This is a genomic window from Neobacillus sp. S1115, from assembly GCF_055385565.1.
Window position 1 is genome coordinate 6,156,980 of sequence record NZ_AP038275.1, and the last position, 25,480, is coordinate 6,182,459.

Annotated in this window: 22 protein-coding genes; 5 read left to right on the forward strand and 17 right to left on the reverse strand. The window is 44.7% G+C overall.

Annotation, left to right across the window (positions count from 1 at the left end):
* Nucleotides 1-11: 11 nt before the first annotated feature.
* The 7 genes from ACZ5B7_RS29890 to ACZ5B7_RS29920 all read right to left on the reverse strand — a co-directional run bounded on the left by ACZ5B7_RS29890 (nucleotide 12) and on the right by ACZ5B7_RS29920 (nucleotide 9,630).
* Nucleotides 12-1,196 (reverse strand): ABC transporter substrate-binding protein, encoded by a 1,185-nt coding sequence (locus ACZ5B7_RS29890; protein ID WP_464492143.1) that lies wholly within the window; start codon nucleotides 1,194-1,196, stop codon nucleotides 12-14.
* A gap of 315 nt (nucleotides 1,197-1,511) precedes the next feature.
* On the reverse strand, nucleotides 1,512-2,723 hold the full coding sequence (locus ACZ5B7_RS29895) for an MFS transporter (protein WP_423802698.1): 1,212 nt from the start codon (nucleotides 2,721-2,723) through the stop codon (nucleotides 1,512-1,514).
* Between the two features lie 201 nt (nucleotides 2,724-2,924).
* Nucleotides 2,925-4,784 carry an ABC transporter ATP-binding protein gene (locus ACZ5B7_RS29900; RefSeq protein ID WP_464492144.1) on the reverse strand — a complete coding sequence of 620 codons (1,860 nt, stop codon included), beginning with the start codon at nucleotides 4,782-4,784 and terminating at the stop codon, nucleotides 2,925-2,927.
* A complete protein-coding gene (locus ACZ5B7_RS29905; protein WP_464492145.1) occupies nucleotides 4,774-6,516 on the reverse strand; it encodes an ABC transporter ATP-binding protein in 1,743 nt (580 codons plus the stop codon). The genes ACZ5B7_RS29900 and ACZ5B7_RS29905 overlap by 11 nt, the downstream gene beginning before the upstream one ends.
* Nucleotides 6,517-6,664: 148 nt before the next feature.
* Nucleotides 6,665-7,009 (reverse strand): ASCH domain-containing protein, encoded by a 345-nt coding sequence (locus ACZ5B7_RS29910; protein WP_423800187.1) that lies wholly within the window; start codon nucleotides 7,007-7,009, stop codon nucleotides 6,665-6,667.
* A gap of 96 nt (nucleotides 7,010-7,105) precedes the next feature.
* Entirely contained in the window at nucleotides 7,106-8,827 is a 1,722-nt protein-coding gene (locus ACZ5B7_RS29915) for a GMC family oxidoreductase (RefSeq protein WP_423800188.1), read from the reverse strand.
* A gap of 59 nt (nucleotides 8,828-8,886) precedes the next feature.
* Nucleotides 8,887-9,630: a gluconate 2-dehydrogenase subunit 3 family protein gene (locus tag ACZ5B7_RS29920; protein WP_423800189.1), complete on the reverse strand. Its 744-nt coding sequence runs from the start codon at nucleotides 9,628-9,630 to the stop codon at nucleotides 8,887-8,889.
* A gap of 264 nt (nucleotides 9,631-9,894) precedes the next feature.
* Here ACZ5B7_RS29920 and ACZ5B7_RS29925 point away from each other — a divergent pair, with 264 nt between their 5' ends.
* Nucleotides 9,895-10,581 carry a hypothetical protein gene (locus ACZ5B7_RS29925; RefSeq protein ID WP_464492146.1) on the forward strand — a complete coding sequence of 229 codons (687 nt, stop codon included), beginning with the start codon at nucleotides 9,895-9,897 and terminating at the stop codon, nucleotides 10,579-10,581.
* Nucleotides 10,582-10,615: 34 nt separating this feature from the next.
* Here ACZ5B7_RS29925 and ACZ5B7_RS29930 read toward each other — a convergent pair whose 3' ends face one another.
* From ACZ5B7_RS29930 to ACZ5B7_RS29945, 4 genes are all read right to left on the reverse strand, one after another.
* A complete protein-coding gene (locus ACZ5B7_RS29930) occupies nucleotides 10,616-11,413 on the reverse strand; it encodes an ABC transporter permease subunit (protein ID WP_464492147.1) in 798 nt (265 codons plus the stop codon).
* A 16-nt stretch (nucleotides 11,414-11,429) separates the two neighbouring features.
* Nucleotides 11,430-12,227 carry an ABC transporter permease subunit gene (locus ACZ5B7_RS29935; RefSeq protein ID WP_464492148.1) on the reverse strand — a complete coding sequence of 266 codons (798 nt, stop codon included), beginning with the start codon at nucleotides 12,225-12,227 and terminating at the stop codon, nucleotides 11,430-11,432.
* Between the two features lie 6 nt (nucleotides 12,228-12,233).
* On the reverse strand, nucleotides 12,234-13,118 hold the full coding sequence (locus tag ACZ5B7_RS29940) for an ABC transporter ATP-binding protein (protein ID WP_464492149.1): 885 nt from the start codon (nucleotides 13,116-13,118) through the stop codon (nucleotides 12,234-12,236).
* Between the two features lie 85 nt (nucleotides 13,119-13,203).
* Entirely contained in the window at nucleotides 13,204-13,827 is a 624-nt protein-coding gene (locus tag ACZ5B7_RS29945; protein WP_464492150.1) for a TetR/AcrR family transcriptional regulator, read from the reverse strand.
* Between the two features lie 197 nt (nucleotides 13,828-14,024).
* On the opposite strand from ACZ5B7_RS29945, the gene ACZ5B7_RS29950 reads away from it, so the two are divergent.
* Nucleotides 14,025-14,999 (forward strand): nuclease-related domain-containing protein, encoded by a 975-nt coding sequence (locus tag ACZ5B7_RS29950; RefSeq protein ID WP_464492151.1) that lies wholly within the window; start codon nucleotides 14,025-14,027, stop codon nucleotides 14,997-14,999.
* A 383-nt stretch (nucleotides 15,000-15,382) separates the two neighbouring features.
* Nucleotides 15,383-16,615 (forward strand): peptidase T, encoded by a 1,233-nt coding sequence (gene pepT / locus ACZ5B7_RS29955; protein ID WP_464492152.1) that lies wholly within the window; start codon nucleotides 15,383-15,385, stop codon nucleotides 16,613-16,615.
* Between the two features lie 37 nt (nucleotides 16,616-16,652).
* Here the strand turns inward: pepT and ACZ5B7_RS29960 are convergent, their stop codons facing one another.
* The 3 genes from ACZ5B7_RS29960 to ACZ5B7_RS29970 form a co-directional block, all read right to left on the reverse strand.
* A complete protein-coding gene (locus tag ACZ5B7_RS29960) occupies nucleotides 16,653-17,597 on the reverse strand; it encodes a phosphotransferase (RefSeq protein ID WP_464492153.1) in 945 nt (314 codons plus the stop codon).
* 64 nt (nucleotides 17,598-17,661) lie between these two features.
* Nucleotides 17,662-19,251 carry a glutamate synthase-related protein gene (locus tag ACZ5B7_RS29965; protein ID WP_464492154.1) on the reverse strand — a complete coding sequence of 530 codons (1,590 nt, stop codon included), beginning with the start codon at nucleotides 19,249-19,251 and terminating at the stop codon, nucleotides 17,662-17,664.
* A gap of 118 nt (nucleotides 19,252-19,369) precedes the next feature.
* Entirely contained in the window at nucleotides 19,370-20,275 is a 906-nt protein-coding gene (locus tag ACZ5B7_RS29970) for a LysR family transcriptional regulator (protein WP_213148103.1), read from the reverse strand.
* Nucleotides 20,276-20,433: 158 nt separating this feature from the next.
* Between ACZ5B7_RS29970 and gdhA the strand changes: the two genes are divergently transcribed.
* Nucleotides 20,434-21,816: an NADP-specific glutamate dehydrogenase gene (gene gdhA, locus ACZ5B7_RS29975; RefSeq protein WP_464492155.1), complete on the forward strand. Its 1,383-nt coding sequence runs from the start codon at nucleotides 20,434-20,436 to the stop codon at nucleotides 21,814-21,816.
* Nucleotides 21,817-21,925: 109 nt separating this feature from the next.
* Nucleotides 21,926-22,060, forward strand: a complete 135-nt coding sequence (locus ACZ5B7_RS29980; protein ID WP_464492156.1) for a DUF4023 domain-containing protein — start codon at nucleotides 21,926-21,928, stop codon at nucleotides 22,058-22,060.
* Nucleotides 22,061-22,276: 216 nt separating this feature from the next.
* On the opposite strand, the gene ACZ5B7_RS29985 is transcribed toward ACZ5B7_RS29980, so the two are convergent.
* The 3 genes from ACZ5B7_RS29985 to ACZ5B7_RS29995 all read right to left on the reverse strand — a co-directional run bounded on the left by ACZ5B7_RS29985 (nucleotide 22,277) and on the right by ACZ5B7_RS29995 (nucleotide 25,423).
* Nucleotides 22,277-22,870, reverse strand: coding sequence for a hypothetical protein (locus tag ACZ5B7_RS29985; protein WP_464492157.1), 594 nt, complete (start codon nucleotides 22,868-22,870; stop codon nucleotides 22,277-22,279).
* A gap of 15 nt (nucleotides 22,871-22,885) precedes the next feature.
* Complete coding sequence (locus tag ACZ5B7_RS29990) at nucleotides 22,886-24,052, reverse strand: Alp7A family actin-like protein (RefSeq protein WP_464492158.1); 1,167 nt, start codon at nucleotides 24,050-24,052, stop codon at nucleotides 22,886-22,888.
* A 924-nt stretch (nucleotides 24,053-24,976) separates the two neighbouring features.
* Nucleotides 24,977-25,423: a DUF3052 domain-containing protein gene (locus tag ACZ5B7_RS29995; RefSeq protein WP_464492159.1), complete on the reverse strand. Its 447-nt coding sequence runs from the start codon at nucleotides 25,421-25,423 to the stop codon at nucleotides 24,977-24,979.
* Between the last annotated feature and the right edge of the window lie 57 nt (nucleotides 25,424-25,480).

The following is a 25,480-nucleotide window of genomic DNA, read 5'->3' on the forward strand; positions in this document are numbered from 1 at the left end:
TATAAAATTAACTACGGATTAACCTTCGTTTTGAAAGTCTGTTCGCCGTCTTTGTACTCTAAGATAACAGCTGATTTGATTGGGTTGTGGTCTTTATCAAGCTTCATTTGTCCTGTTACTAGTTCAAGGCCACTTGTTTCTGCAAGAGCCTTTTGAATTTTCTTAGAATCGCCGCCGCCAGCACGTTTGATGGCATCAGCAAGGAAATAAGCAGAATCATAACCTAAAGCATTGAAAGCATCTGGAGATTTGTCCTTGTATTTTGCTTTAAAGGCTTTTACAAACTCTTGAACCTTTTGGTCGGAGTCACCAGAAGAATAGTGGTTTGTAATAAAGGTGTTATTCAAAGCATCCTTGCCGGCAAGTTCTACTAGTTTAGGAGAATCCCAGCCGTCAGCACCCATCATTGGAGCGTCAAGACCTACTTCACGAGCCTGCTTGACAATTAAACCAACCTCTTCATAATAGCCAGGGACAAAGACGAACTCTGGGTTTTTCCCTTTAATATTCGTTAATTGGGCATGGAAGTCTGTATCCTTCGCCACATATGCTTCTTGAGTGATAACCTTGCCGCCTTCTTTTTCAAACTTTTCTTTAAAAGATGCTGCCAAGCCTTTAGAATAGTCACTTGAGCTGTCAATGAATACAGCAGCCGTTTTAACCTTTAATTCTTTCGCTGCAAAGTTTGCTGCGACAGTACCCTGGAATGGGTCAATGAAGCAGGTACGGAAGACAAAATCATTTAATTTGCCGTCTTTAACCGTTACGTCAGCAGCCGTACCAGTCGGCGTAATGATTGGAACATTGTTGCTTTGCGCAATTTCAATCTGTGCTTTTGTGTTTCCGCTTGTTGCTGCCCCGATAATGGCTGAAACCTTGTCTTGGCTGATCAGCTTTGTCGCACCATTAATCGCCTCAGGTGCTTCAGACTTATTATCAACGACAACCAGCTTCAATTTCTTGCCGTCAATTCCCTCTTTATTGATTTCTTCAAGCGCCAGGTCAATACCCTCTTTAATGGACTGGCCATAGGATGCTACCCCGCCGGAAAGCTCAAGGTTGGCACCGATTTTGATTTCACCGCCCTTTTCATCCCCGCCGCCTGAACTAGTGGATGTGGATGATCCACAGCCGGCCATTACGCCTGCAGCTAGCATAAATGAAGCAAACACGCCTGCTAATTTTCTTTTTCTCACGAAATTACCCCCTGTTTTTTAAAAGTTCCCTAAATTGTTGTGCAATTCTTCCCAAAACATATAATATTCTGAAAACATTGTACATAATAATTAGGTGTTCGTCTAGTACCTGTATCCACTATTTTAAAATAATTTTGAAAATAATAAAAAAGGCTGATTTCTGGGCGTTTTTATGCGTTATTCCGCTAAAGCAGAACAGTATTTGTTTTTACTTTAAAAAGCAAACTATTTTTAAATTATTTTGTCTAAATATAGATAACTTCCTCGATTTTCCAGAAATAAAGGACCCTTGAAAAAGGGTCCTCCAATAAATCATTATACCAATTCTTGTTTTTTTGTTTCTTTTCCCAAAAGAAACACTGCCAAGGCACCAATTAAAACGGATATACAAAAGATTGTAAAAATGGTCGAGACAGCATATTTTTGAGCCACTAAGTAGCCAACCAATAATGGGCCGAGGACACCACCGATACGGCCGATGGCAGCAGCCATTCCGGCACCCGTACCGCGGATTACCGTTGGATACTGCTCCGGGGTATATGCGTAGAGTCCGCCCCAAGCGCCAAGGTTGAAAAATGATAATAGAATTCCTGCTGTCATTAACAGTGCCGTAGAGTCTGCGGTTCCAAAGAAATAAGCGCTGGCAGCCGTTCCGGTTAGGTAGACAACCAAGACAAACTTCCGGCCAAACCTTTCAATGCACCACGCCGCTGTAAAATAACCTGGCAATTGAGCTAGCGTCATAATCAACACATACTCGAAGCTTTTAATCAAACTGAAGCCCTTCATCACCATGACACTCGGCAGCCATAGGAACATGCCGTAATAAGAGAACACGACACAAAACCAAACAACCCAAAGCATCGCAGTCTGTCTGCTATACTCTTTTGACCAAAGCTGCGTAAGGTTATGGAGGACAGAGCTCTTGTCCTTCGTTTTAACTGCTGCAAAACGTGGTGAGTCAGGAAGCCCTATCCGCAAATATAAGGCATATAGGGCAGGAATCGCACTGATTAGCAACGCGGCCTGCCAGCCAATCGATGGGATGACGAAATAGGAAATGACCGCCGCAATCAGCCAACCGCCTGCCCAAAAGCTTTCCAATAGAACAACGATCCGGCCGCGTTTTTCAGCCGGGACACTTTCGGAGACAAGCGTTGAAGCAACCGGCAGCTCTCCTCCTAAGCCCATTCCAACTAAGAACCGGAAAATTAAAAAGACAGTCAAGGAGCCTGCGAATGCCGATGCACCGCTTCCTATCGAAAATAATAATAAGGTAATGATAAAAACATTTTTCCGCCCGATTCGGTCAGCCATTAAGCCGAAAATAAGTGCGCCAACAGCCATTCCAATCGAGTTGATGCTGCCAATCCAGCCCATTTGCCCGGGCGTTAAACTCCATTCTGCCGCCAATGCCGCAATGATGAAGGAAAGCATCCCTACATCCATGGCATCAAACATCCAGCCCATCCCGGCAATACCGAGCAGTTTCGTGTTTGATAATTCCTGTTTCTTTCCTGATTTCATCTTAATAAAATCACTGCTAGAAACACTATTTGTGTTAGCCATCTTAAGCCCCCCTCTATTTTCAGAGTTTCTGATATTATTCCCCAATACGTTTCTTTTTAAGAAAGAACTGTTTAAGTCCCTGTCCTGACATAATTCTAACAGATGTCTTTACACCAGTCAGCAAAAAAAGAGAAAATTTCAGTTTGAAATTTTCTCAAGCTACGCTTCATTGGCTTCCGCATTTTTAAATTGATTTGAAAACAAGGAAAAATATTTCTCTTTTTTCGCCATCAGTTCCTCATGGCTGCCTGTTTCTACGATTTCCCCGTGGTCAATGACCATGATGGCATCGGCATCACGAATGGTGTTGAGGCGGTGAGCAATAATAAAACTGGTTCGATTTTCCATTAAAGACAACAATGCCCGCTGAATGTGCAGTTCCGTTCTCGTATCAATGCTGCTCGTCGCTTCATCCAAAATCAGCAGCGACGGTCGTGCCAAAATAACCCTGGCAATCGCCAGCAGCTGGCGTTCTCCCTGACTGAGGTTACCGCCGTTTTCCGATAGGAGGGTGTCATATTGCTTGGGCAGACGTTTGATAAAGCCCTCGGCACCTGCCATCCGTGCCGCCGTTTCCACTTCTTCCTGCGTCGCGGCGGGATTTCCGTACATGATATTTTCTTTGATTGTCCCCGAAAAAAGGTAGGTATCCTGGAGCACAAAGCCAAAGCTGCGCCGCAGGCTGTCCCTTGTGTAGTCGCGAATATCGCGGCCATCCAAAAGGATCCGGCCCCCTGTCACATCATAAAATCTTGTCAAAAGATTAACAATGGTCGTTTTTCCAGCACCGGTCGGACCAATCAGGGCGGTGCTGGTTCCTGCCGCCGCCTCAAAGCTGACGTTTTTTAAAATCGGCACATCAGGGCGGTATCCAAAGCTGACATTATCAAACACAACATGGCCTTTCGGATTCTTAAGCGGCACAGCGGCAGGGGAATCCACAGGTTCCTCCTCTTCATCAATGACTTCAAAGACCCGCTCTGCTCCGGCGACACCTGATTGAAGAATGTTAAAAATATTGGCCAGATCATTGAGCGGCCGGACAAACTGTCTTGAATAGGTGATGAAGCTGGCGATCGCTCCAACCGTGATATGCCCTTTGACAGCCAAGATGCCGCCGACAATAGCGACGACCGCAAAGCCAAGGTTATTGATGACGTTCATAATCGGCATTAAGAAACCGGACCAAATCTGCGCTTTGAGGCCGACCTCGCGAAGCTTGGCATTAACCTTTTCAAATTCCTCAATGACTTTTTCCTCGTGATTAAACGCTTTAACAACCTCAATGCCGGAAATCGATTCCTCAATATGTCCATTTAATTTTCCCAGCTGAACCTGCTGGTTTTTAAACAAGACGCTCGTTCTTTTGGCAATCGTTTTGGTTAGCAAAAAGACAAGCGGCACGGTAATCAGGCTGGCCAGCGTGAGAATCGGGCTCAGTATTAACATCATGATCAGCGAGCCGGCGATGATAATGACACCGGACATTAACTGTGTCGTCGATTGGGATATCGTATTGCTGATGTTATCAACATCATTTGAGAGCCTGCTCATCAGTTCCCCATGTGTCCGAGAATCAAAGAAGGCAACAGGGAGCTTTTGCAGTTTTTGAAAAAGGGATGCTCTTAATCCTTTGACTATCCGTTGGGCTACCCCAGCCATCAGCCAGCCCTGCAAGAAGGTGAGGACGGCATCGCCGACATAGGCGCTGATAAGAACGACAATCATGACCTCAAGAAAACTGAAATCCACCTTCCCAGACTTTAGGGTCATGGCATCAATGGCTTTACCGATGAGAAAAGGGTTAAGCAGCATTAAAGCTGCATCAACTGTGATGAACAAGAAAATGAGGGAAAGCATTCCCTTTTCGCGGCCAAAATAGTCCCAAAGACGTTTTAAGGTACCTTTAAAGTTTTTTGGCTTAACCACCGGACCGCGGTGGTGGGCACCTCCGCCAGGCCTAAGCGGCGGTGGACCAGGAGGGGGGGTTCTTTGCGGTTGATTCGTGTTATTTGCCATTTTGCAGACCCTCCCTGCCCATTTGTGAGCGATAGATTTCTTGATATACCTGACAATCCTTGATCAGATCTTGATGGGTGCCAATACCCGCCACTTCCCCCTGGTCAAGGACAATGATTTTATCTGCATCGATAATCGAGGATATCCGTTGGGCAATCAATAAACAGGTCAGTCCGCTGGCGAATTTTTTTAAGGCGGTTTTCATTTTGGCTTCAGTGGCCGCGTCGACCGCGCTTGTGCTGTCATCCAAAATGAGGATTTCCGGCTGCTTCACCAATGCCCTGGCAATGGAAAGCCGCTGCTTCTGCCCGCCGGAAAAATTGACACCGCCCTGACCGATTTTTGTGTCATAGCCTTCTGGTGAGGCCTCGATAAATTCCGTGGCACTGGCTACGGCTGCCGCTGTTTCAATTTCCTGCTGAGAGGCATTTTCCTTTCCCCAGCGAATATTCTCGGCGATTGTCCCGGTAAACAAAATATTTTTTTGTGGAACAAAGGCAATTTTCTCCCTTAGATTTTTCGGGTCTATGTCCTTAATGTTCGCGCCATTTACCTTTATCGACCCGCTTGATGCGTCATAAAAGCGGGGAATCAGGCTGACGAGCGTCGTTTTCCCAGAACCGGTAGAGCCGATGATGCCGACGGTTTCCCCGGGAAGAATAGTAAGCGAAATGTCTTTAAGCACCGGCTCGCCGGCAGCCTCATCATAGGAAAAAGAGACATTTTCAAAATCAATTCTTCCTTTTTCACCAGTTAGAGATTTCATTTTATCGTTTTTCCACGTAATGTTGACTTCCTCAGAGAATACTTCACCAATTCTTCCTGCTGAGGCCTTTGCCCTGACAAACATGGTAAACACCATGGAAATCATCATTAGGGAAAATAAGATCTGCGTCATGTAATTGATAAAAGCAATAATATGGCCAACCTGTATCTTTCCCGACTCAACCCCAAGGCCGCCCATCCAGAGGACAACGACAATCCCGATGTTAACTGTTAGCATAATCGCCGGGCTGAAAACAGCCATCAGTCGGTTGGCGGCAATCGATTGCTTCTGGAAATGCTCGTTAGCTTTTGAGAATTTAGTTGTTTCTACTTCAAAACGGTTAAAAGCTTTGACAACCCGGACACCGGATAAATATTCACGAAGCACACCGTTCACCCGGTCCATGGCATTCTGTACCTTGGAAAACAGAGGAAAGCCAAGCTTTAAGTTAATGATGATAAACAATGCCACAATCGGCACCACCGCCGCAAGGACGACCGCGAGGTGAAGGTTAAGGCGCGTGGCCATGACCAGACCGCCAATCGCCAGTAATGGAGCTTTTACGAAAATCCGCATCGTACCGTTTACAAACACTTGGACCTGGGTCACATCATTTGTAAGCCTTGTGATGAGCGACGCGCGGTCGAAGGTGTTCAGGTTTCTAAATGAAAGAGATTGAATTTTGCTAAACAGGTCAGATCGTAGTTCTGTTCCAAAATTTTGCGAAACGATGCTGGCGATGATGCTTCTGGTGGAAGCGGCCACAGCCCCAATAGCGGTAATCAGGAGCATCAGGCCGCCCATTTTTAGGACATAATCGATGTCTCTGTTGGCAACACCCTCATCAATAATTTTCGCCATCACGGTCGGCTGCAGCAAATCGCAAATTGCCTCAAAGGTGAGGAATAGAACCGCAATACAAAAGGACTTCCAATACTTTTTTATGTACTTTGCAAAATGCTTCATGAGGTCTCCCCCTGCTCCTAAACTGCCAGACAAATGTAATAAACCTATTATAAATTCGGGCTCTTAAAATAGACAAGCAAAGGGGCCTGCCCCCGCATTGCTTTCGCTTATCGCATTAAAGCAGGGGGACAGGCCCTTTTCATTGATTTTATTTCACCGGGCTGAATTCATGAACCCAGACGCGCATTTGCGGAAGCCACGGCATTCCTGGATGAATGGAAAGAATTGATTGTTTGTATTCTTCCACATTGTTAAAGCCTTCGCGGCGGGCATCATCATCGGTCAGCTCGCCAAGGCCTTGAGAATAGACCTTATCCACCACAAACTGGCGACCTTCCAGGGTCATAATTTCGCCTGGGTCTGCATAGCGGCCATTGCGGCGGGTTGCTGTTTTTTCACCGGCAAGTACCTTTTTAACGTCTTCCTCCATTGTTACCAATCGGTCAACGGAACAAGTTTTTGGTGGTAATGTATTGTTTTCATGTTGAGTCATTTTTAATATCCTCCTTTTTCCAATTCAGTTATTTATTTTAACACTATTGCTATTGTAATAAAAACGAACTGAAAAAAGCAAAGAAGAGGCCGTGAATTAGACTACCTGCCCGCCGGTTTGCCGGTATTTGTCGATGCCTTCTGCGCAACGGTAAGCGAGGGCGCCGACGGTTCCAGTCGGGTTGTACCCGGAATTGTGGGCAAAGTTAGCCGCGCCCACCACAAATAAATTGTCCACATCCCACATTTGTAAATAATTATTGACGGCAGATGTGGACGGGTCTGCCCCCATAATGACACCGCCTGTATTATGAGTGGACTGATAGGTTGTAATATCGTACGGGCCTAACTCCTTCAGTGAATCAATATGGTTTGCGCCCATTTCCTTCAAGATTTGTGCGGATTTTTCAGCTAGGAACAAAGCCAACTTCCGGTCCTGATCCTCGAAATCAAAGGTAATCCGGATTAACGGGTCGCCGAATGCATCCTTATAAGTAGGGTCCAAATCGAGATAGTGATGCTTAAACGGCATGGATGAGCCTTGACCGCCAACGGAAAGAAAACGGTTGGCATATTTGAGTGACTGTTGTTTGAACTCTTTGCCCCAAGCTGGCGTGCCCTTCGGAACAGGATTATTTTGAATCGGCCTTAACCCTGTTTGGGTGAGTGATATGCTGCCCCCATGGATAAAGCCCAAGTTTGAATGATCAAAATTGTCACCGTTGTAATCATCAAGGACCATTCCAAGTGACCCGGCACCGGCAAAGGTACTGAATTCCTTATCATTGAAAAAGCCGATGGCATTTCCTTTCATCACTTGATAAGCATAATTTTTCCCTATAACACCAGTTCCTGTAGTAGGATCATACGGTCTGCCAAGCCCCGACATTAGCAGCAAGCGGACATTACTAAATACATAGCTTGTCAGCACCACAATATCGGCTGGCTGTTCAATTTCCTCACCTGTTGTGGTGTCGACATATATAACCCCGGTTGCCTTTCCTCCCGTATGTAAAATCCTTCTGACATGGGAATGAGTCCGAATTTCAAAATTCCCCGTTTTCTTGGCAACCGGAATAACCGTGACGACTGGGTCTGCCTTTGCCCCGTATTCGCAGCCAAACCGCTCGCAGTAGCCGCAGTACTGACATGCAGCCCTTGAGATGCCGTCCGGGTTTTTATACGATTCCGATAAGTTAGCTGACGGCATCATATAAGGATGCAGCTTCAAGTTCTTTGCCGCTGTCTCAAACATTTTAATAGCCGGTGATTTCTTCATCGGCGGGGTTGGGAATTTATCCGACCGCTTTCCGGCACCAGGATGCGGGTTCTCCTCACCGGAAATCCCGCAGGTTTTCTCAAATTTGTCGTAGTAAGGCTCCAGCTGGTCATAGGTAATGCCCCAATCCTGGATAGACATTTCCGCAGGGATTTTGTTTTGCCCATATTTTTCAATCGTTTTGCTGCGAATTTCAAAATCATAAGGGAGGAACCGGTAGGTCTGTCCGTTCCAGTGAACACCAGCGCCGCCTAAACCGTCCCCGAGCAGAAATGAACCATACTGCCTCATCGGCAGTGCGCGGATTCTTTCGTTACCTCTAAAAGTAATCGTTTCTTTGGAAAGATCCTGGAATAGATCATAGCGAAGTGCGTATCTAAGTTCATCATGAACCATGAAATAATCTTCGGTCTTTCTTTCCTTGCCTCGTTCCAAGCCGACCACCTTCAGGCCCTTTTTCGTCAGTTCAGAGGCAATAATTCCGCCAGTCCAGCCAACTCCCACCAGAACGACGTCAGCTTTCGGTAATTTTCTCGCCATTTTTCCACCTTCTTTTTTAAAAATAAAATCTATTAATACCGGTACTTGAGCCCTTTCCTTTAATGCTTCATATGGCTTTGCAGGCTTTGCGGTTTAATCTTCTGAAAGTCCTTCTCAATAATCTCGGCATAGGCCATTTGGCTGCCAGGGTAGTTTCGCATTTTCCAGCCACCCATATTTTTATTTCCTCCATATAATGGATCGCTGTAAACTCCCTCTAAGGTTGCACTTCTCAGCAGCTGGAAAAAGCCGCTAGGAGATATGGTCGTTAAATTCACCTTATCCTCTTCAAAATCTTTCAAAATTTTGTCCTGCTCCTCACCCGATAGTTCTTCGAAATTTTTCTTACCTACTGTGTTACTGTAATTTTGCAGCTCACGCAGTCCTATATCAAAAATATCTCTTCGTTTTAAGCGCCCCTGATAGCCCTGAACTTTTTCACCAGGAAAAAAGGGCGCCTGCATATAGTCCCTGGCATTGAAGCCCCAATCACCTGCTAACTGGTGATCAATAAAATAGGCAACGCCCAATGCCTTTGCCCCCGGTCCGTTATCATCTTCAGGAAATATTCGTTCGGTGGCAGCTTCGGTAATCCTGAATTGTTCCGGAGTAAAGTACATCAGCGCTTGATTGAAATCTTGGTCTTGAGGCGCCGGCGGATTGTTTTTGTTATCATCCTTTCCCCTTGGGACCAAACTTCCCAAGATCCCGCCAACAGCGAGTCCCCCTACGGTAAAACCGGTATTGCGGAGAAATCTTCTTCTCGATAATGTTTCTTGCTTTTCTTTGTTTTCTTCAGCCATGGAACACACCTCCAAGGAAATTAGAAAAGCGGAAGCGCCTTGCTCAGCCCCGACAAGCATAAGACGAGCCGGCAGGAAGGTTGCTTTTTAACCTTCATGACGGATTGGCTTATGACTCGAGGGGCTAGGCGCTGCAGCTAGACAATAAACAACATTATTTGAAAAATACGGCAGGGCCGCTATTGCTTGATAATGTTCCCAAAATAAAGCATGTATACGCACAAAAAATCAGGGGAATTTATTTGTTAAAAAGGAGGAAATAAAATGAAAAAAATTAGTAACATGTGGTATGTGCCGATGATTGCTGTGCTTTTAATTGTTGGCGCATGCTCAGCCCATCAGGAATTGAAAGGAAATGCCGAAGATCTTCATCAACAATCTTTAAATGAAAAAGGAAATGGTCACGTTCATGGCCAAAATAATGTTGACGTGATTCCAAGCGTCGACAGATCGAAGAAACACACGACAGGTACAAACAATCAAACGGCGGGCCTTGGAGAAAATGTTTACAGTTTAATTGGAAGCTCAAGCCTGCATGACGGCGGTATCTCATCCCATTTAGAATCCAGGCTTGCGGGGCAGGGGATTACTGGTATCAAGGTGTTTGTCCTTGATGACACGGTGATATTGGCTCGGGCGGAACCAGCGACAACCTCCACCAGCTATGATGAAATGCAAAATAAAGTATTAAAAAACACAACCGGTTCTTCCGGAAAAGGGACCCTTGACGGTGTCGATGTCAATAAGCTGAATACTGATGATAATTTGGCAAAGGCTAAGGATTTAATGAACAAAGCTTTTAACGGACAAGTTCAGGTTCTTTCCATTACCAATCCCAATGCACTAACGCTTATCGATGGCATCAAAGCCAATATCAAAGCACCATCACCATCCTATAGCAAGCTATCAAGCGATATTATCACATTAGTTAAAATGGCAAACGAAAAATAAATTCAGAAAAGGACCTGGTGCCAGGTCCTTTATTTTATATATTCAAATCTTTCTTTTTATAAAAGAAAAAGGTAACAGCCGTTAATGCTGCGAACAAAACAATGGATAATAGGACAAAGCGGGTGTCCAATCCACCCCCATACATCATATTTTTTGCCTCAAAGTATTTAAACGGCGTCACATATTTCAGGAACTCGATGCTTTTATTTAAATCAATGACTACTGATAATACAAAGGTAAGCAACAGGATTCCTGCCGCCAGTGATGCGGCCTTTTTCGGTTTTCTTTTTAAAGCGGAGACGGCACTGCCAATGGCCATAAACAAAAGCTGCAGGATGAACATTCCCATCATGGTGATGGCAATATCACCATTCACCGACTCTCCATCAGCGTATTTCGCAACGATGACAATTGACGACCCCCAGGTAACGAGGTTAAAGATTAAGATATTCGTAAGGGCCGCGAGCAGCTTAGCGATAATGATCTTTGTCCGTGAAACCGGTTTGACAAACAGGAATTCCGACGTCTTATCCCGCTCCTCCTTGGAAATGATGGTTGCCCCGAGCATGGCCGCATGAATGGTTGCCATCAATAATAGATAGATAAACAGCATCCCGTAGTAGCCGCTGACCTTATTCATGTCAAGCGCACCAACACCCATCACCACCTGAAGGGACTTAGGCATATCTTGAAACAGGTCATTCAGCGATTGGCCTGAAGATGATAACCCAGCGTATTTTTGCATCCCGGAAACCACCATCAGAAAGACGCCAATGCACCAAATGATAAGCGATTTCCGATGGGACTTCAGTTCTCTTACATAGATATTCATTTGTCCGAGCCCCCTCCTAAACAGCATGGATATCCTTTTTTGTGTAAACGAAATAACTCGCCGCCACTGCCAGCAGAATAATCACCGCACCCACAATCATAAATGAGGCTTCATAGCTTGAATGTTTTAAAATATAATCGTTATTAAAATATTTGAACGGTGAAAAGTAGCGCTTCGCTTCATCATCCGTTGTGGCGCTGATTGCGCCAATAAAATAGAACGCAAAAACTGTCCCAAGTGACACGGGCAGCACGGATTTTATTTTGTGTGAGATTACCGAAACAATGATGCCGATAGCCAGAAACATCAGCTGAATGAAAAACATCGTTAGCGAAAGCAGGATGAATTGTTTCATGTTAAAATCGGCTGTTTTCATCTGAGCGGTGATTACCGTTGCAGCTGCAATATATACAACATTCGTGATGACGAGTGAAGTGAAGGCTGCCAGCAGCTTGGCGGTTAACACCTGTTTTCGGGTAACTGGTTTGGTCAATAGAAAATCCGCCGTTTTTTCCCGGACCTCCTTGCTGACAATCGAAGTTCCCAGATTCATTGCCTGAATCGCCCCGCACAGGATGATAAACGTCAACGCATAACAATAGAATCCTAGAATCGTAAATAAATTGCCCAAGTTGAGGCCGATTGCTTTCCTTAAAGGTTCCGGATAGCCTTCCAGCAGCTTTTTGAATTCATCAGCATCCTTTGAGAAGGCCGGAAACATGGACATAAACAGCGCAAATACGGCAATTAGCGAAATCGTCCAGATGATCGTCGACTTCCGGTAGGCCTTTAATTCATGCAAAAAGATATTCATAGTTTCCTATGCCTCCTTTTCGTAATAATGGAGGAAAATCTCTTCAAGGTCTGGCTCTTCAATCCAGAGGTTGGTTATTTCGATATCTGCGATTTTCCCCAGGACCGCATTGATATCGCCTCGAAATAGAAAACTCGTCACGTTGCCCTTAGTTGCCAAGTTGTTAACTCCGTTTATATTAAAATAGTTTTGATCAAGCGGCGCCTTTGTTTCGACTTTAAACTTTTTATAATTGTTTTCTTTTAATGTACTAATCTTTTCAACTGTAACAATCTTGCCCTCTTTAATGATGGCGACGCGGTTACATAATCTCTGAACCTCGCTGAGAATGTGCGACGAAAAGAGGATAGTAGCTCCTTTCTTATTCTCTTCCTCAAGAAGTTCAAAGAATTTCTGCTGCATCAAGGGGTCGAGGCCGCTTGTTGGTTCATCGAGAATGATGAGCTTCGGTTCGTGAAGCAGCCCCTGGACAATGCCAACTTTCTTTTTATTTCCCAAGGAAAGGTCGTCGATTTTTTTATTCAAGTCGAGGTCCATGATCTCCGCTAATTCCTTGATCCGCTTGCTGCAGTCCTTTTTGTAAAAACTGGCCGAATACTTCAAAAGGTCCTTTACCTTCATGTTGTCGTAATAGAACACTTCCGACGGAAGATAGCCGATTTCCTTTTTGATTTCTGGGGCAAATTTGATGCAGTCCTTTCCGAAAATAGTTGCGCTCCCGCTGGTTGGATAAATAAGCGACAGCAGTGTACGAATCGTTGTCGATTTGCCCGCCCCGTTAGGCCCGATGAAGCCGAAAATCTCACCTTCCTCCACGTTAAAGCTGATATCAGTGATTCCCCGTGCTTTGCCGTAGGTCTTGGTTAGGTTTTTAATTTCTATTACGTTCATGTTTGAGGCCTCCCTCTATTTGGCTAATACGCATAAATTTGACTAAGCCTCTGCCTGCGCCATCTGCTTGTCAGTCAGCAAGTCTTCATTTATAAAAACATTTAATTAAAACCTCGAAATATTCTTCTGCTTCTCGGCTGACCTTTTGATAGTCAATTTTGTGGTCCGGCAGCAGCTTTGCTTTGTAAAGCTCCTCATCGCTCATTTTTTCAAAGGTCCAGGTAATGATTTTTAAGATTTTTTGAATGTCGACATCATCCCGAAACTTGGAAAAATCAATACCCTCGTAAATTTTTCCGAAATTCAAATCGAGTAGTTCCTTCTTCTTTTTTTCCATTTCCACCTTGATTTCTGTAGAATCCTCCATCATCGCAATTTGGATAAAATCGAAAAGGTCCGGATATTGCATCAGCAGGTCCATCTTAATCTTGATGGATTGTCTAATTCTCGCGAAAAAGTCCAATTCAGCAAGATTGATTTTTTTATAAAATTCAACTGCAATGAGTTCATAGCAATATTCGAACAGAAATAGATACAGTTGCTTTTTGTTCTGAAAATAATGAAACAACAGTCCCTTCGAGATTCCCGCTTCCTTTACGATTTCGTTAGTGGATGCCTTATCATAGCCTTTCTGGGCAAATTCTTTGATGGCTGCATTTATTATTCGGTCTTGTTTTTCTTGATCTAGGTTGAGGAATTTCGAAAACATTTGGGTGCTCCCACTCCTTTGATTTTAGACGTTGACCGTACTGGTCAATTACATTTTATTCCTATTGACCATTTTGGTCAATAGTGGTCAATCCTATAAATTTTTACAAAAAAATGAACTTATATTGATGGCGATAGTATGGGGATTTGGTGTGTGGTACGATGCGGATGTACGACAAAATTTTAATGGAGGTGCTCATGAAAGACAGAGATCGATCATTAACGTTAGAAGGTTTGATAGCCGCCCAAAATAGGCTGCCAACTAATCACCCAATGATTCCTGTATTATCCGGAAAGCAGGCTTCCGTTGAGGCCGGTATTGCCGGGGAGGAGCGGGTGGCAGAGATTTTTCGAAAAACTTCATTTTCCTTTCCGCACCACGCTTACCACGATTTACGGCCTTCCTCAGATGTAAAATTTCAAATCGACTCCTTTGGACTGACTCCCTGGTTTGGCAATATTCTTGAGGTCAAAAACATCGCTGGGGTCCTCGAATTTAAGGATAATCCACCACAATTAATTCGAACCCGTGATGATGGACACAAGGACGGCTTCGAAAGTCCGGTCGTACAATTGGAACGAAATTACGAATTATTGAGTGATTGGTTACGGAAGCACAATATCCGCATTCCTATTTACGGTTCCGTTGTTCTTGCCTATCCGAAGCAGATTGTTGCAGTGCCTCCAGCGAAAACGCGGCTGTTATTCCCCAACTTAATTCCCTCATTCATTCGAAACATCCCGCAGCCAGACTTTAAGTTGGACGCAGAAACCTTCCATTGGCTTTCTTTAGAGCTCCTCAAAAGCCACCAGCTTTTTATTCCAAGGCCGATCTCAGAGTCCTACAAAATCCCGCGGGGTGATTTTAAAAATGGCATCCGGTGTGGTGTATGCGGTAAGTTCGGAATGGTGAAGGCACCTCGCACATGGATTTGCCCTTTTTGCGGTGCAACAGACCATTTGGCCCATCAAAGGACATTATTGGAGTGGTTTTTGGTGATGAGTTGGACCATTACGAATCGGGAGTGCCGGGAGTTTTTGGGAGTGGATATTCATACGGCTACGCGAATTTTAAAGAGCTTGAACTTAGAAAGTGAAGGTACATTTAAAAATCGTATTTATCTTTTTGATAAGTCTTCTCAGGAGTCAAAACCGTCTCTAATTAAGTTATAGGTAACACCATTCACGAGTATTTGACTTGGTCCGAGAGTATTTCCACCTTATCCGAGAGTATTTTCCTCGGTCGAGAGTTAATTCGCCTTATCCGAGAGTATTCGCTGCTCATCTGAGAGTATTTCCACCTTATCCGAGAGTATTTTCCCCGGCCGAGAGTAAATTCGCATTATCCGAGAGTATTCGCTGCTTATCCGAGAGTATTTCCACCTTATCCGAGAGTATTTTCCCCGGTTGAGAGTAAATTCGCCTTATCCGAGAGTATTCGCTGCTTATCCGAGAGTAAATCTAAAACGGGCTCACCATCCCCTTCAAATACGTGTATCCGCTCCCATAAAGTGATATGATAATCATGAAAATATATAAAAAGGGAGTGTGCTAACTTGAAAGAGGAATTGATTCAACGATTTACTTCCTATGTGAAAGTGGATACGCAATCCAACGAAAGCAGTGAGACTTGTCCATCAACGGAAGGGCAGTGGACGCTGCTGCGCATGCTTGTCGAAGAACTTAACCAAATCGGCATGCAAGAGGTGACCATCGACGAGAACGGATATGTGATGGCGACGCTGCCATCCAATACCGATAAAGATGTGCCAACCATCGGCTTCCTTGCCCACGTAGACACAGCGACTGATTTTACTGGCAAAAACGTCAATCCGCAAATTCTTGAGAGCTATCAAGGCGGGGAAATCGTCCTTAACGAGGCCTTGAACGTCATAATGTCACCAAACGACTTCCCGAGCCTAAAATACTATAAAGGCCACACGCTCATCACAACCGACGGCACCACGCTGCTTGGGGCCGATAACAAAGCTGGCGTCACCGAAATTATGACAGCGATGGCGCATCTAATTCAAAACCCAGATATTAAGCACGGTAAGGTCCGCGTTGCGTTCACGCCTGATGAGGAAATCGGCAGGGGACCTCATAAGTTTGACGTTGCGGCCTTCAATGCGAAGTACGCTTACACTGTTGACGGCGGTCCGCTAGGCGAGCTTGAGTACGAAAGCTTCAATGCCGCGGGTGCAAAACTCACGATAAAAGGTAACAATATTCATCCTGGTTCGGCTAAAGACAAAATGGTCAACTCGATGAAAATCGCGATGGAATTACATAGCCAGCTGCCGACCCAGGAGGCACCGGAGTACACAGAAGGGTACGAAGGCTTCTTCCACTTGCTGTCCTTTAACGGCGATGTCGAGCAAACCAAGCTCAACTACATCATCCGCGACCATGACAGAGAAATTTTTAATAAAAGAAAAGCGACGATGGAAAGCATTGTCCAGCAGCTAAACGAAAAATACGGCAGCGACACCATCCAGCTTGAGATGAAAGACCAATATTACAACATGCGCGAGAAAATTGAGCCAGTCAAGCAAATCGTCGATATTGCCCAGGAAGCGATGGAGAGCTTGGACATCAAGCCGCTTATTAAGCCAATTCGCGGCGGTACAGACGGTTCCCAGCTATCATTCATGGGTCTGCCGACGCCAAATATCTTTACCGGCGGCGAAAACTTCCACGGCAAATACGAATTCATTTCCGTGCAAAACATGGTGAAAGCAACTGAAACCATCATTGAAGTCATTAAGCTTTTTGAAAAAAAAGCTTAAAAAAAGAAAGCTAACCGCTCTAGGTTAGCTTTTTTGTCTATAAATCAGCAAGCGCCTCCGCGCACTGCCTTAAACTCGAAACCGTCTCCTGCAATTGCCTCTTCAGCTGCTCCCTCGACCACTTGCCAGCGTCAGCCAACAAATCTTTTTGAATCAACAGAATCATCCACATTGAATACACGGCAGAAAATAAATAGTATTCCCGAATAAACGCGGCACCTTCCAGTTCCAGCCCGACAGCATTAAGATACAACCCTAGCACCTGCTCTCGAAACCTCTTAGTTACCTTTTTGGGGAAAATCGGATGCGACATATCCAGCAAATGATATAAATCCCAGAAGGGCGTATTCAAATGGGCGTGCTCCCAGTCCAGAATGATCAATTTCCCCTTCACGACAGCGTAATTCCCCAAATGCAAATCCCCGTGTGATAATACCTGAAGCTTTGAAAATAGGAAACTATCAAGCTGTTTAAACACATGAAGAATATGTTTTCCAGTGAGCCCCAATCGTGGAAGCATCCCAAGGAGGGTATCCTTATTCTCACAGACCTCCTCCGCCACCGCCTCAATCCGAGGCTTCAACCCGGTCAACGGAACATCCGCAAACGACTTCAACGGAAGGGAGTGCCACCAGGCCATCCACTTTGCCACAGCAAGGACCGTTTCCTCCGTAAACTCATGCGAAAGCGGGCCGAGGTCCTCGAGAATCATCCAGCTTAAATCAGGGTTATCATGCTTGGAGTAAGCCAAAATTTTTGGAAAAATGGCCGGGAACCGGCTGAGTACATGCTCATGAATCCAGGTCTCTTTACCCATCTGGGCGTTATTCGTCAGCGGTTTAAAAATGTAGCTTTCCTTAGGAGACAAATAAAACCGCTCAACGAACCTGCCGTTCATGCCCTGATAAAGGCGTTCCTTTTTTAATATCAAACTGGCATTTAAACTCCCATCCTCATGGACGATATCGTTTGGCAGCGCCATAGCCCCACAACCTTTTTAGTAGGTTTTCACTATGAATATAATGCCAATTCCATAATTTGGCAAGTTATTTATCCGCGACAGCAGGACCTTCTTCTGGAAGGGGAAATACCTCCGATAATCGCCTAACCTGGCCATCCGTACCCATAAAAACAATATGCTCACGGGTAAATTTTCTAGGGGACTCTAGGCCGCACGCCGCCGCTAGGGCAAACAGCCCCTGCCGGATGCTGATAATATAGTTCATGACCCGCCATTTCTTCTCCTCAGGCACGAGAGCCTCCTGCTGCTTAGGGTCGGTCGTGGTGACGCCGGCGGGGCATTTGCCGGTATGGCATTGCAGTGCCATAATGCAGCCGTTCGCCATCATAAAGCCCCTTGCAGAGTTCACCGCATCGGCGCCAATCGCGAGGGCAATTGCTATTTTATCAGCCGCAATCAGCTTTCCGGAAGCAAATATCTTAAACCGATCGCGGATGCCGTATTCATGGGCCTTGTCAACCACAGCAAGCAGCGCCGGGTAAAGCGGCAGCCCCATTGTATCGGCCATCGCTTTGTACGTTGCGCCCGATCCGCCCTCACTGCCGTCCACCGTAATAAAATCAGGATAAATCTGAAGCCTCTTCATCGCTCCAAAAAACTCATCCAAAACCAACTGATACCCCACAACAATTTTTATGCCAACCGGTTTCCCGCCTTCATCCTGCAATCGTTTAATAAACTCCAAGGCTGCCTCGGCGTTACGCAAAAACGAAAAGCGGTTTGGGGAAATAATCGTCTCGCCCTCTTTCACCTTGCGAATGCTGGCTACCTTGGCCGTCACCTTCGCGCCCTCAAGGTGGCCGCCCTGAATTTTTGCTCCTTGGCCAAACTTTAGTTCAAAGGCTTTAATCGCCGGCTCCGAGGCAATTTTTCTAAATGCCTCGATTGAAAAATTGCCCTCATGATTGCGAAAGCCAAACAAGCCAGGTCCAATCTGTGCCACGACATCAGCCCCGCCGGACAAGTGTTCCGGAGCAATCCCGCCTTCGCCTGTATTCAGCCAGGAGCCTCCAGCCATTTGACAGCCATACCCAGTAGAAAGAATATAGTTCTCACCAACGGAACCATAGGAGGTGGCCGATGCACCAAATGGGCCGTAGAGCTTCCATGGCTCCCTCCGCTCACGGCCGACCACAACAGCCTCCTCCTCTTGAAAAAGCCAGCGTGGAATCTGATCTTCCGCTAAGTGCTCCTTGCGGAAAAATAAACCCTCATGGTCAATTTTGTATTTCATCCCCTCGGCCTTATCTTGATTGTCGACCCTTAATTCTTCCTTTAAAAGAGGGAACAGGCCGTTGGCAATATAGTAGCCGGGCTTCTCAAAGTCCCGTTTCGAACCAAAACTGATTAAATCAGTTCGATATTTCGCTGAAAAAACAACCCCTAAATAATCGGCACGGGAAAACGGTCTGGCACCATTATCATCATCAAACCAATACTGCCTCAGCTTTGGACCCAGCATTTCCAGCGCATAGCGGATCCAACCAAAATAGGGATAGGCCCGGATAATCGAGTGCTGCGGCTTTTTCGCCAAATTACGTAGCCATAGGAAAAAGCAAAGCGGCCCGCCAATGAAGACTACCAATAGAACAGTCAAAATTGTCCATAACACCATCAAAAGCCTCCTTATTTATTTGGCGTACAGTCCAAAAGTAACAAGGGCATCCTTAATACATATGTATGATGGTTATGGTAATATCCATCGACTGTCTATTAGCGTCATTTTTTTAAAATTAAATTTGAAATCGGTCCAGCATGCCAAAAAACTCGCTTAAAAACTCATAAAACAGTTTTTCAGTAGGCAAAAGGCTGCGTTCTGCCGGGATGATGACGCCGACCGTGCGGCTAACATTAGGTTCTGTTACAGCAATCTTAACCGTTGAGCGGGGAAGGCTGTCGATAAGTGTGATTTCAGGAATCAGCGTAATGCCCAGTCCGGCAGAAACCAACCCCTTAATGGCATCAATATCCTCGCCCTCGAAGGCCACCATGGGCTCAAAGCCAAGTTGCGCGCAGGCATCCACAATGATCTTACGCAAAATAAAGCCCTGAGGAAACACGATAAAGGGTTCATCCCGCAAGTCGCTTAACTTCAATACTCGTTTACTAGCTAGTGGGTGGGACTCGGGCAGTAAGGCCACAATGTTTTCGGTAAAAAGCGTTTTCCCAGTAATTTTCTTTTCCTTCTTTGGCACCGGGCCCATTAGCGCCATATTAAACTCTCCCTTTATTACCCCTTCAATTAAATAGGCATAGGATCCCTGATTTAAATGAAACTTTACATTAGGATACCGCTCTCTAAAGGCTGAAATCGTTGTTGGCAGCGTATACCCCGCTAGACTGCTGGGAAACCCAATACGGATTGTCCCTTTCTCAGGATCAAGGAATTCCTCTACCTCACTTGTGGCATCGTCAATTAGCTTGACCGCCTGCTCCATATGCTTTAAAAACATTTCACCAATCGGCGTCAGTTTAACATTGCGCCCTTCACGGATAAATAAGCTGACCCCGAGCTCCTCCTCCAGGTTGGAAATCTGCCTGCTGACTGCAGATTGCGCAACATGGAGCCGATACGCCGCCTCTGTCACATGCTCCCGTTTAGCCACTTCTATAAAATATTTGATTTGCCTGAGCTCCATCTTTTCCACGGCCCTTCCAATCAATCTCATTCCTATATTAATTATATCTATTATTAGTATTGATTAGATTAATTTTACATAATAAAATTAATTGATGCAAAAAAACAAATATTCAGTATTTAGGTCGAATTTATTATTTTAAAAAAAGGGGTGATTTCATGCAAACTATTGAGCATGTAAAACAGTCAGGATCACAGGCAGCAAGGGATTATGTAAGTGAAGTTTATGAAACGGTGAAGAGCCGCAATCCATTCGAGAGTGAATTTCATCAGGCCGTTAAGGAAATTTTCGATTCGCTTGTGCCTGTATTTGCGAAACACCCAAAATATATGCAGGAGGGCATTCTTGAAAGAATTGTTGAACCTGAGCGGGTAATCACTTTTCGTGTTCCATGGGTAGACGATGCCGGAAAGGTCCATGTAAACCGCGGTTTCCGAGTCCAGTTTAACAGTGCAATTGGACCTTACAAGGGCGGCTTGCGTTTTCATCCATCTGTTAATGCCAGCATTATTAAATTTTTGGGCTTCGAGCAAATTTTAAAAAATTCTTTAACTGGCCAGCCCATCGGCGGCGGCAAAGGGGGCTCTGATTTCGACCCTAAAGGGAAATCAGACCGTGAAATCATGCGCTTCTGTCAAAGCTTTATGGCAGAGCTTTATCGCCACATCGGCCCGGATATCGACGTACCTGCAGGGGATATCGGCGTCGGTGGCAGAGAAATCGGCTATCTTTTCGGTTATTATAAAAAAATCCGCGGCGGCAATGAGGCTGGCGTTTTAACCGGAAAAGGCATAGGCTACGGCGGGAGCTTAACAAGAACAGAAGCGACCGGCTACGGTACCGTTTATTTCGTACAGGAAATGCTGAAAAATCAAGGCCTAAGCATCGCCGGCAGCACCGTCGTTGTCTCTGGATCTGGCAATGTTTCCATCTATGCGATCGAAAAAGCTACCCAACTTGGCGCTAAGGTTGTGGCCTGCAGCGATTCTTGCGGGTATATCTATGATGAAAACGGCATTAATGTCGAGACAGTGAAACAAATCAAAGAAGTGGACCGCAAGCGCATCAGCGAGTATGTGAAATACCACCCGGAAGCGCAGTACTATGAAGGCTGCTCCGGCATCTGGTCGATTCCATGCGATATCGCTCTTCCTTGTGCAACACAAAATGAAATCAATGAAGAGTCTGCAAGAATGCTGGTGGCAAACGGCGTGAAAGCTGTTGCCGAGGGCGCTAACATGCCATCCACTCTTGAAGCAGTCGATGTATTTTTAAATAATGATGTTCTGTTTGGCCCTGGTAAAGCAGCCAATGCCGGCGGTGTGGCAGTTTCTGCACTAGAAATGGCACAAAACAGCCAGCGCTTATCTTGGACGTTTGAAGAAGTCGATGCTAAACTGCATCAAATCATGATTAACATTTACCAAAACGCTGTGAAGGCTTCCGAAGAGTATGGCTTCCCTGGCAACTTAGTGGTTGGAGCCAATATTGCTGGATTCACTAAAGTTGCTGAAGCGATGATTGTGCAGGGCGTTATTTAAGGTTTTGGTTAAGATCCCCTTTTTGTGAGGGGATTTTTTTGTGTCTGCATGTTTTTGGGAGTGGTTGGTTACATTAACCATTGTTCAGTTTAAATAGGAGGTTCGAATAATGGATAAAAATCTTGAAGGCAGCACCCATGAGTTTGTTGAAAAGCTACATGAAAATCAGGCAAAGGATTTAAAAAACAGACAGAATCAGGGCAGTGATACGCCTAGTAAGAAATTGCCCAATAAAACGCATTAATAGTTGAAAAACCAAGCCATAACTCAGGTTGTGGCTTGGTTTATTTTTATTTTGCTGCTATTAAACTAGGAATCTAGCTTTTTTTGTAAAGTCCATTAATCCACACCTGAAAAAGCATTGGCATTAATAGGCCTGCATGACGAAGCCAGGAGGATTCCTCACCCCGAATTTTAGCATACAAAAGGCACCTCTTCACAAGGTGCCTCATCTTAAACCTTATTTATTCATACTCGCCAAAAACCCGCCCAGCAGGTCATCGGCATCAAGATCCTTCTCGTCGGCTTCATCCTCAGTAGGGGACATGGCCTGGTCGATGGTCTCGAAAGCAAACTCGTCCAAATCATCATCAGCCAAGTCGATTCCTGCAGCTATTTCCTCTTCAAAAGGGCTCTCCGATAAGGAAAGTGGCTCAGGAGACGGGAAAACCGTATTCTCTTGCAGATACAACGCCTCATCAATATCAACCGCATTACTGTTCAACGAGGCCAGCAGTGCGGTCGACCTTACTGGGTCGGAAATCAACTGATAAAGAATGCTTCCCAGCAGTGCTTCGGAATGCTCGTGCTTCAGCCAATCACGCTGTGCTTTCGTTAGTCCCTTGGGGAGGGGGATGGTGACCGTTTCCTTTTCCCGGGAAAAGGACTGGCTAACACCCTCCATAACAAACGAAGCAATTTTGCTGGAAAAATTCCGGCGTTCTGTTTCCTTAATTTTTTGAAGCTGTTTTAATATGTGATCCGGAGTATCAGAAGGGATGCGGAAGGATAAAGCCTGGCCCCTCTTGATTTCGTTATCGGATGCCTTTTTCATAGAATCACCCTAAAATTAGCTTTTTACTGGTGCTTTATCTTGGGGAGCCTTTTGCCTCTCAGTTTTACGAACAAAATCCGTAATTAACTTATAATAAGCATTCGACATCATCCAAATGCTTTCCTTCTCGTCCTCAAAGAAATCAATGTTAAAACCATCTAAACCGTTATTCAATGCTTTTAAATATTCCTTTAAAATGATGGACCCGCCGCCGACAAAGTAGCAGATTTCCGTCTGCGAGTTCTTAGACCAGACATTACGCAGCAAGCGGTATTGTTTTTTCGCAAGGTCTAGCAGGATCCGGTCGGTGATGTCATGGACACTTGTCCGGCTTCCTTTCACCATGATGTGATTGCGGTCGTTTTTCTTCGTAATAATTTCTACGACATCGCGGCGGCTGTCGAGCTCCACACCGTGTTTTTTGCGAATTTCCTCACGAATCATTTCTAGCGATTCGGATACCCCAAGATTAAACCCTTGCGCCTTGTCATCGTCGACATTGCGGTTTTTAATGACGGCGATGTCCGTGGAGAGGCCGCCGATATCTTGGATTAAAATGCGTTTATCGATTAAGTCCTTATTAATAACTTTTAAATTATTATCCATGACAAGGTTGATGTATGCCGCAAAGCCTTCAGGATAAACCTTTACTTCATTGAACCTAATATTAACTTTAATGCCTTGGTATTTTGGGGTCACAAGGAATTCAACCTGATGGACATTACCAAGCAATTTTGAACGGTAACCGGCATCCTTGCCTTCCTTTACTTCACGAAGCGGCAGGCCCGTCCCTAATGTGTAATTGGCATCAATAATGTTTTTCGTGCGCGGGAATTCGGCTTTTACGGCATCCATTGCCAATGTCGTAAAAAGCATAATTAATGTTTGGTCTTCCTCAGACTTGCTGCTGCCTGGATCTAGTTCAGTGGTGTTATTGCTTTTTGTCGCCAAATTTCCGACACGGTAGATAATATTATTTTCCTTTAGGGCAGGGGAGTGCACTTTAATATGTATCCCATCTAATGGGTCTTTGCTGTCCAGTTCTTCAATGCCGATGACAGGACGGTCCTCGGTGTCTCTTGCGATAATGTTAGGAATATTTAATTCATATTCTAATTCACCAAAAATAGCCTTGATGGAGTCATTACCTACATCGATAGCTGCAATTCTGGATTTAGTCATGTTCATCATTCCTTTTCATTTAATAGACTTGCAATCTAGCACTTTCTATAAGCGTATAGAAGATTACTAGTTTCTTCAATGAGGCTAGCCGAAAAGAAACACAAGTGTAAAATTGTAAACAGGATGTAAACATGGGGAAATTTGTAAACGTGAATGTTTACAAAAATAACAAAGTTGTATACATGGCGGAATAACTGAATGTATACAACTTTGTATACATGTAAACATATTTGTATACAAAATGTATACAAAAAGTAAACACGTTTACAGATTGTAAACAACATTAGATTATTACAAATATTTCAGAGAAACTAAAAAAGGGGACCCATTTTTAGGGACCCTAAAATCTACTTTCTTTCGTTTTTACCTGTTTATCGAATCGTTCTCGATCCGGTTACAAAGTGCGATAGGCTGGTTCTTAAATTTCCTGTTACAACAAAGCCTCGCTATATAGTTTTACTTTGCTCTGCCTTCCGAAGCCTTAAGGCAGACCAATCATAGTCGATAGCGCTCTGCCGGACAGGTTCATAGCCTTCATCAACCAGTAGATACATCTCCATGTCGTGGCTGCAAATCTGAACTTTTATAGGTCTTAGAAGGCTTTTTCGGATAGCATCGCCAGAAAAGCCCGGCTTTTACGGACCGTTTAGCGCTATCTGCTGTAAACGACAATGTTTACAAAAATTACAAATCTGTATACATGGCTAGGTGTCAGGATGTAGACAACTTTGTATACTTGTAAACGGATTTGCAAACAAAATGTATACGAAAAGTAAACATGTTTACTCATTGTATACATAGGTAGATTATTACAAAATTCCAGGTGAAACTTAAAAGAAGATACCCAACACGAGTACCTTCAAATCCGTTTCTTAGCTTTTCAATATATATATGGGGAAGAAAGAGTGTGTTCGACTTATTTGCCTAATCTTCCGTCCGCTCTTTTCCTTTTTCCGTAACAGCAAAGCTTCGCTTCATGGTTTTAATATTCTCGGTCTTCTTAAACCTTAAGGCAGACCAATCGTCGTCGATGGCAATCTGCCGGACAGGTTCGTAACCTTCATCTGCCAATAAATACATCACCGTATCGCGGCTGCAATCAGAACCTTTATAGGTCTTTGAGGACTTTTTCGGATAGCATAGCCAGAAAAGTCCGTCTTCTTTTACGAATTTCTCTGCGCTCTTTGCCAAAGCCCCCAATTCTTCATTGCTTGTCCCAAATACCTGTACGAAATCATAGCGTTCCATTACCGCCTCGCGGTGGACTTCACCTTCAAATGTTCGAATGACCTCATCGTAGGACTGTGGTGCGTTGACAATGAACACCGGTTGTCCCTGGTCCTTAAACTGCAACTTCTTTAGCACTGACATTGAACTTCCTTCCTTTCCTATACACCTACAAACATTTTAAACTTTTCCTTTGACTTA

Excerpts from the sequence above, each read along its gene's own strand:
- ACZ5B7_RS29965 (WP_464492154.1), bottom strand. The coding sequence starts at position 19,251 with ATGGTGTTATGGACAATTTTGACTGTTCTATTGGTAGTCTTCATTGGC.
- ACZ5B7_RS29970 (WP_213148103.1), bottom strand. The coding sequence starts at position 20,275 with ATGGAGCTCAGGCAAATCAAATATTTTATAGAAGTGGCTAAACGGGAG.
- ACZ5B7_RS29915 (WP_423800188.1), bottom strand. The coding sequence starts at position 8,827 with ATGGCGAGAAAATTACCGAAAGCTGACGTCGTTCTGGTGGGAGTTGGC.
- ACZ5B7_RS29945 (WP_464492150.1), bottom strand. The coding sequence starts at position 13,827 with ATGTTTTCGAAATTCCTCAACCTAGATCAAGAAAAACAAGACCGAATA.
- ACZ5B7_RS29910 (WP_423800187.1), bottom strand. The coding sequence starts at position 7,009 with ATGACTCAACATGAAAACAATACATTACCACCAAAAACTTGTTCCGTT.
- ACZ5B7_RS29950 (WP_464492151.1), top strand. The coding sequence starts at position 14,025 with ATGAAAGACAGAGATCGATCATTAACGTTAGAAGGTTTGATAGCCGCC.
- ACZ5B7_RS29895 (WP_423802698.1), bottom strand. The coding sequence starts at position 2,723 with ATGAAATCAGGAAAGAAACAGGAATTATCAAACACGAAACTGCTCGGT.
- ACZ5B7_RS29980 (WP_464492156.1), top strand. The coding sequence starts at position 21,926 with ATGGATAAAAATCTTGAAGGCAGCACCCATGAGTTTGTTGAAAAGCTA.
- ACZ5B7_RS29905 (WP_464492145.1), bottom strand. The coding sequence starts at position 6,516 with ATGAAGCATTTTGCAAAGTACATAAAAAAGTATTGGAAGTCCTTTTGT.
- ACZ5B7_RS29990 (WP_464492158.1), bottom strand. The coding sequence starts at position 24,052 with ATGACTAAATCCAGAATTGCAGCTATCGATGTAGGTAATGACTCCATC.
- ACZ5B7_RS29930 (WP_464492147.1), bottom strand. The coding sequence starts at position 11,413 with ATGAATATCTATGTAAGAGAACTGAAGTCCCATCGGAAATCGCTTATC.
- ACZ5B7_RS29900 (WP_464492144.1), bottom strand. The coding sequence starts at position 4,784 with ATGGCAAATAACACGAATCAACCGCAAAGAACCCCCCCTCCTGGTCCA.
- ACZ5B7_RS29985 (WP_464492157.1), bottom strand. The coding sequence starts at position 22,870 with ATGAAAAAGGCATCCGATAACGAAATCAAGAGGGGCCAGGCTTTATCC.
- ACZ5B7_RS29960 (WP_464492153.1), bottom strand. The coding sequence starts at position 17,597 with ATGGCGCTGCCAAACGATATCGTCCATGAGGATGGGAGTTTAAATGCC.
- ACZ5B7_RS29995 (WP_464492159.1), bottom strand. The coding sequence starts at position 25,423 with ATGTCAGTGCTAAAGAAGTTGCAGTTTAAGGACCAGGGACAACCGGTG.
- gdhA (WP_464492155.1), top strand. The coding sequence starts at position 20,434 with ATGCAAACTATTGAGCATGTAAAACAGTCAGGATCACAGGCAGCAAGG.
- ACZ5B7_RS29940 (WP_464492149.1), bottom strand. The coding sequence starts at position 13,118 with ATGAACGTAATAGAAATTAAAAACCTAACCAAGACCTACGGCAAAGCA.
- ACZ5B7_RS29925 (WP_464492146.1), top strand. The coding sequence starts at position 9,895 with ATGAAAAAAATTAGTAACATGTGGTATGTGCCGATGATTGCTGTGCTT.
- ACZ5B7_RS29920 (WP_423800189.1), bottom strand. The coding sequence starts at position 9,630 with ATGGCTGAAGAAAACAAAGAAAAGCAAGAAACATTATCGAGAAGAAGA.
- ACZ5B7_RS29935 (WP_464492148.1), bottom strand. The coding sequence starts at position 12,227 with ATGAATATCTTTTTGCATGAATTAAAGGCCTACCGGAAGTCGACGATC.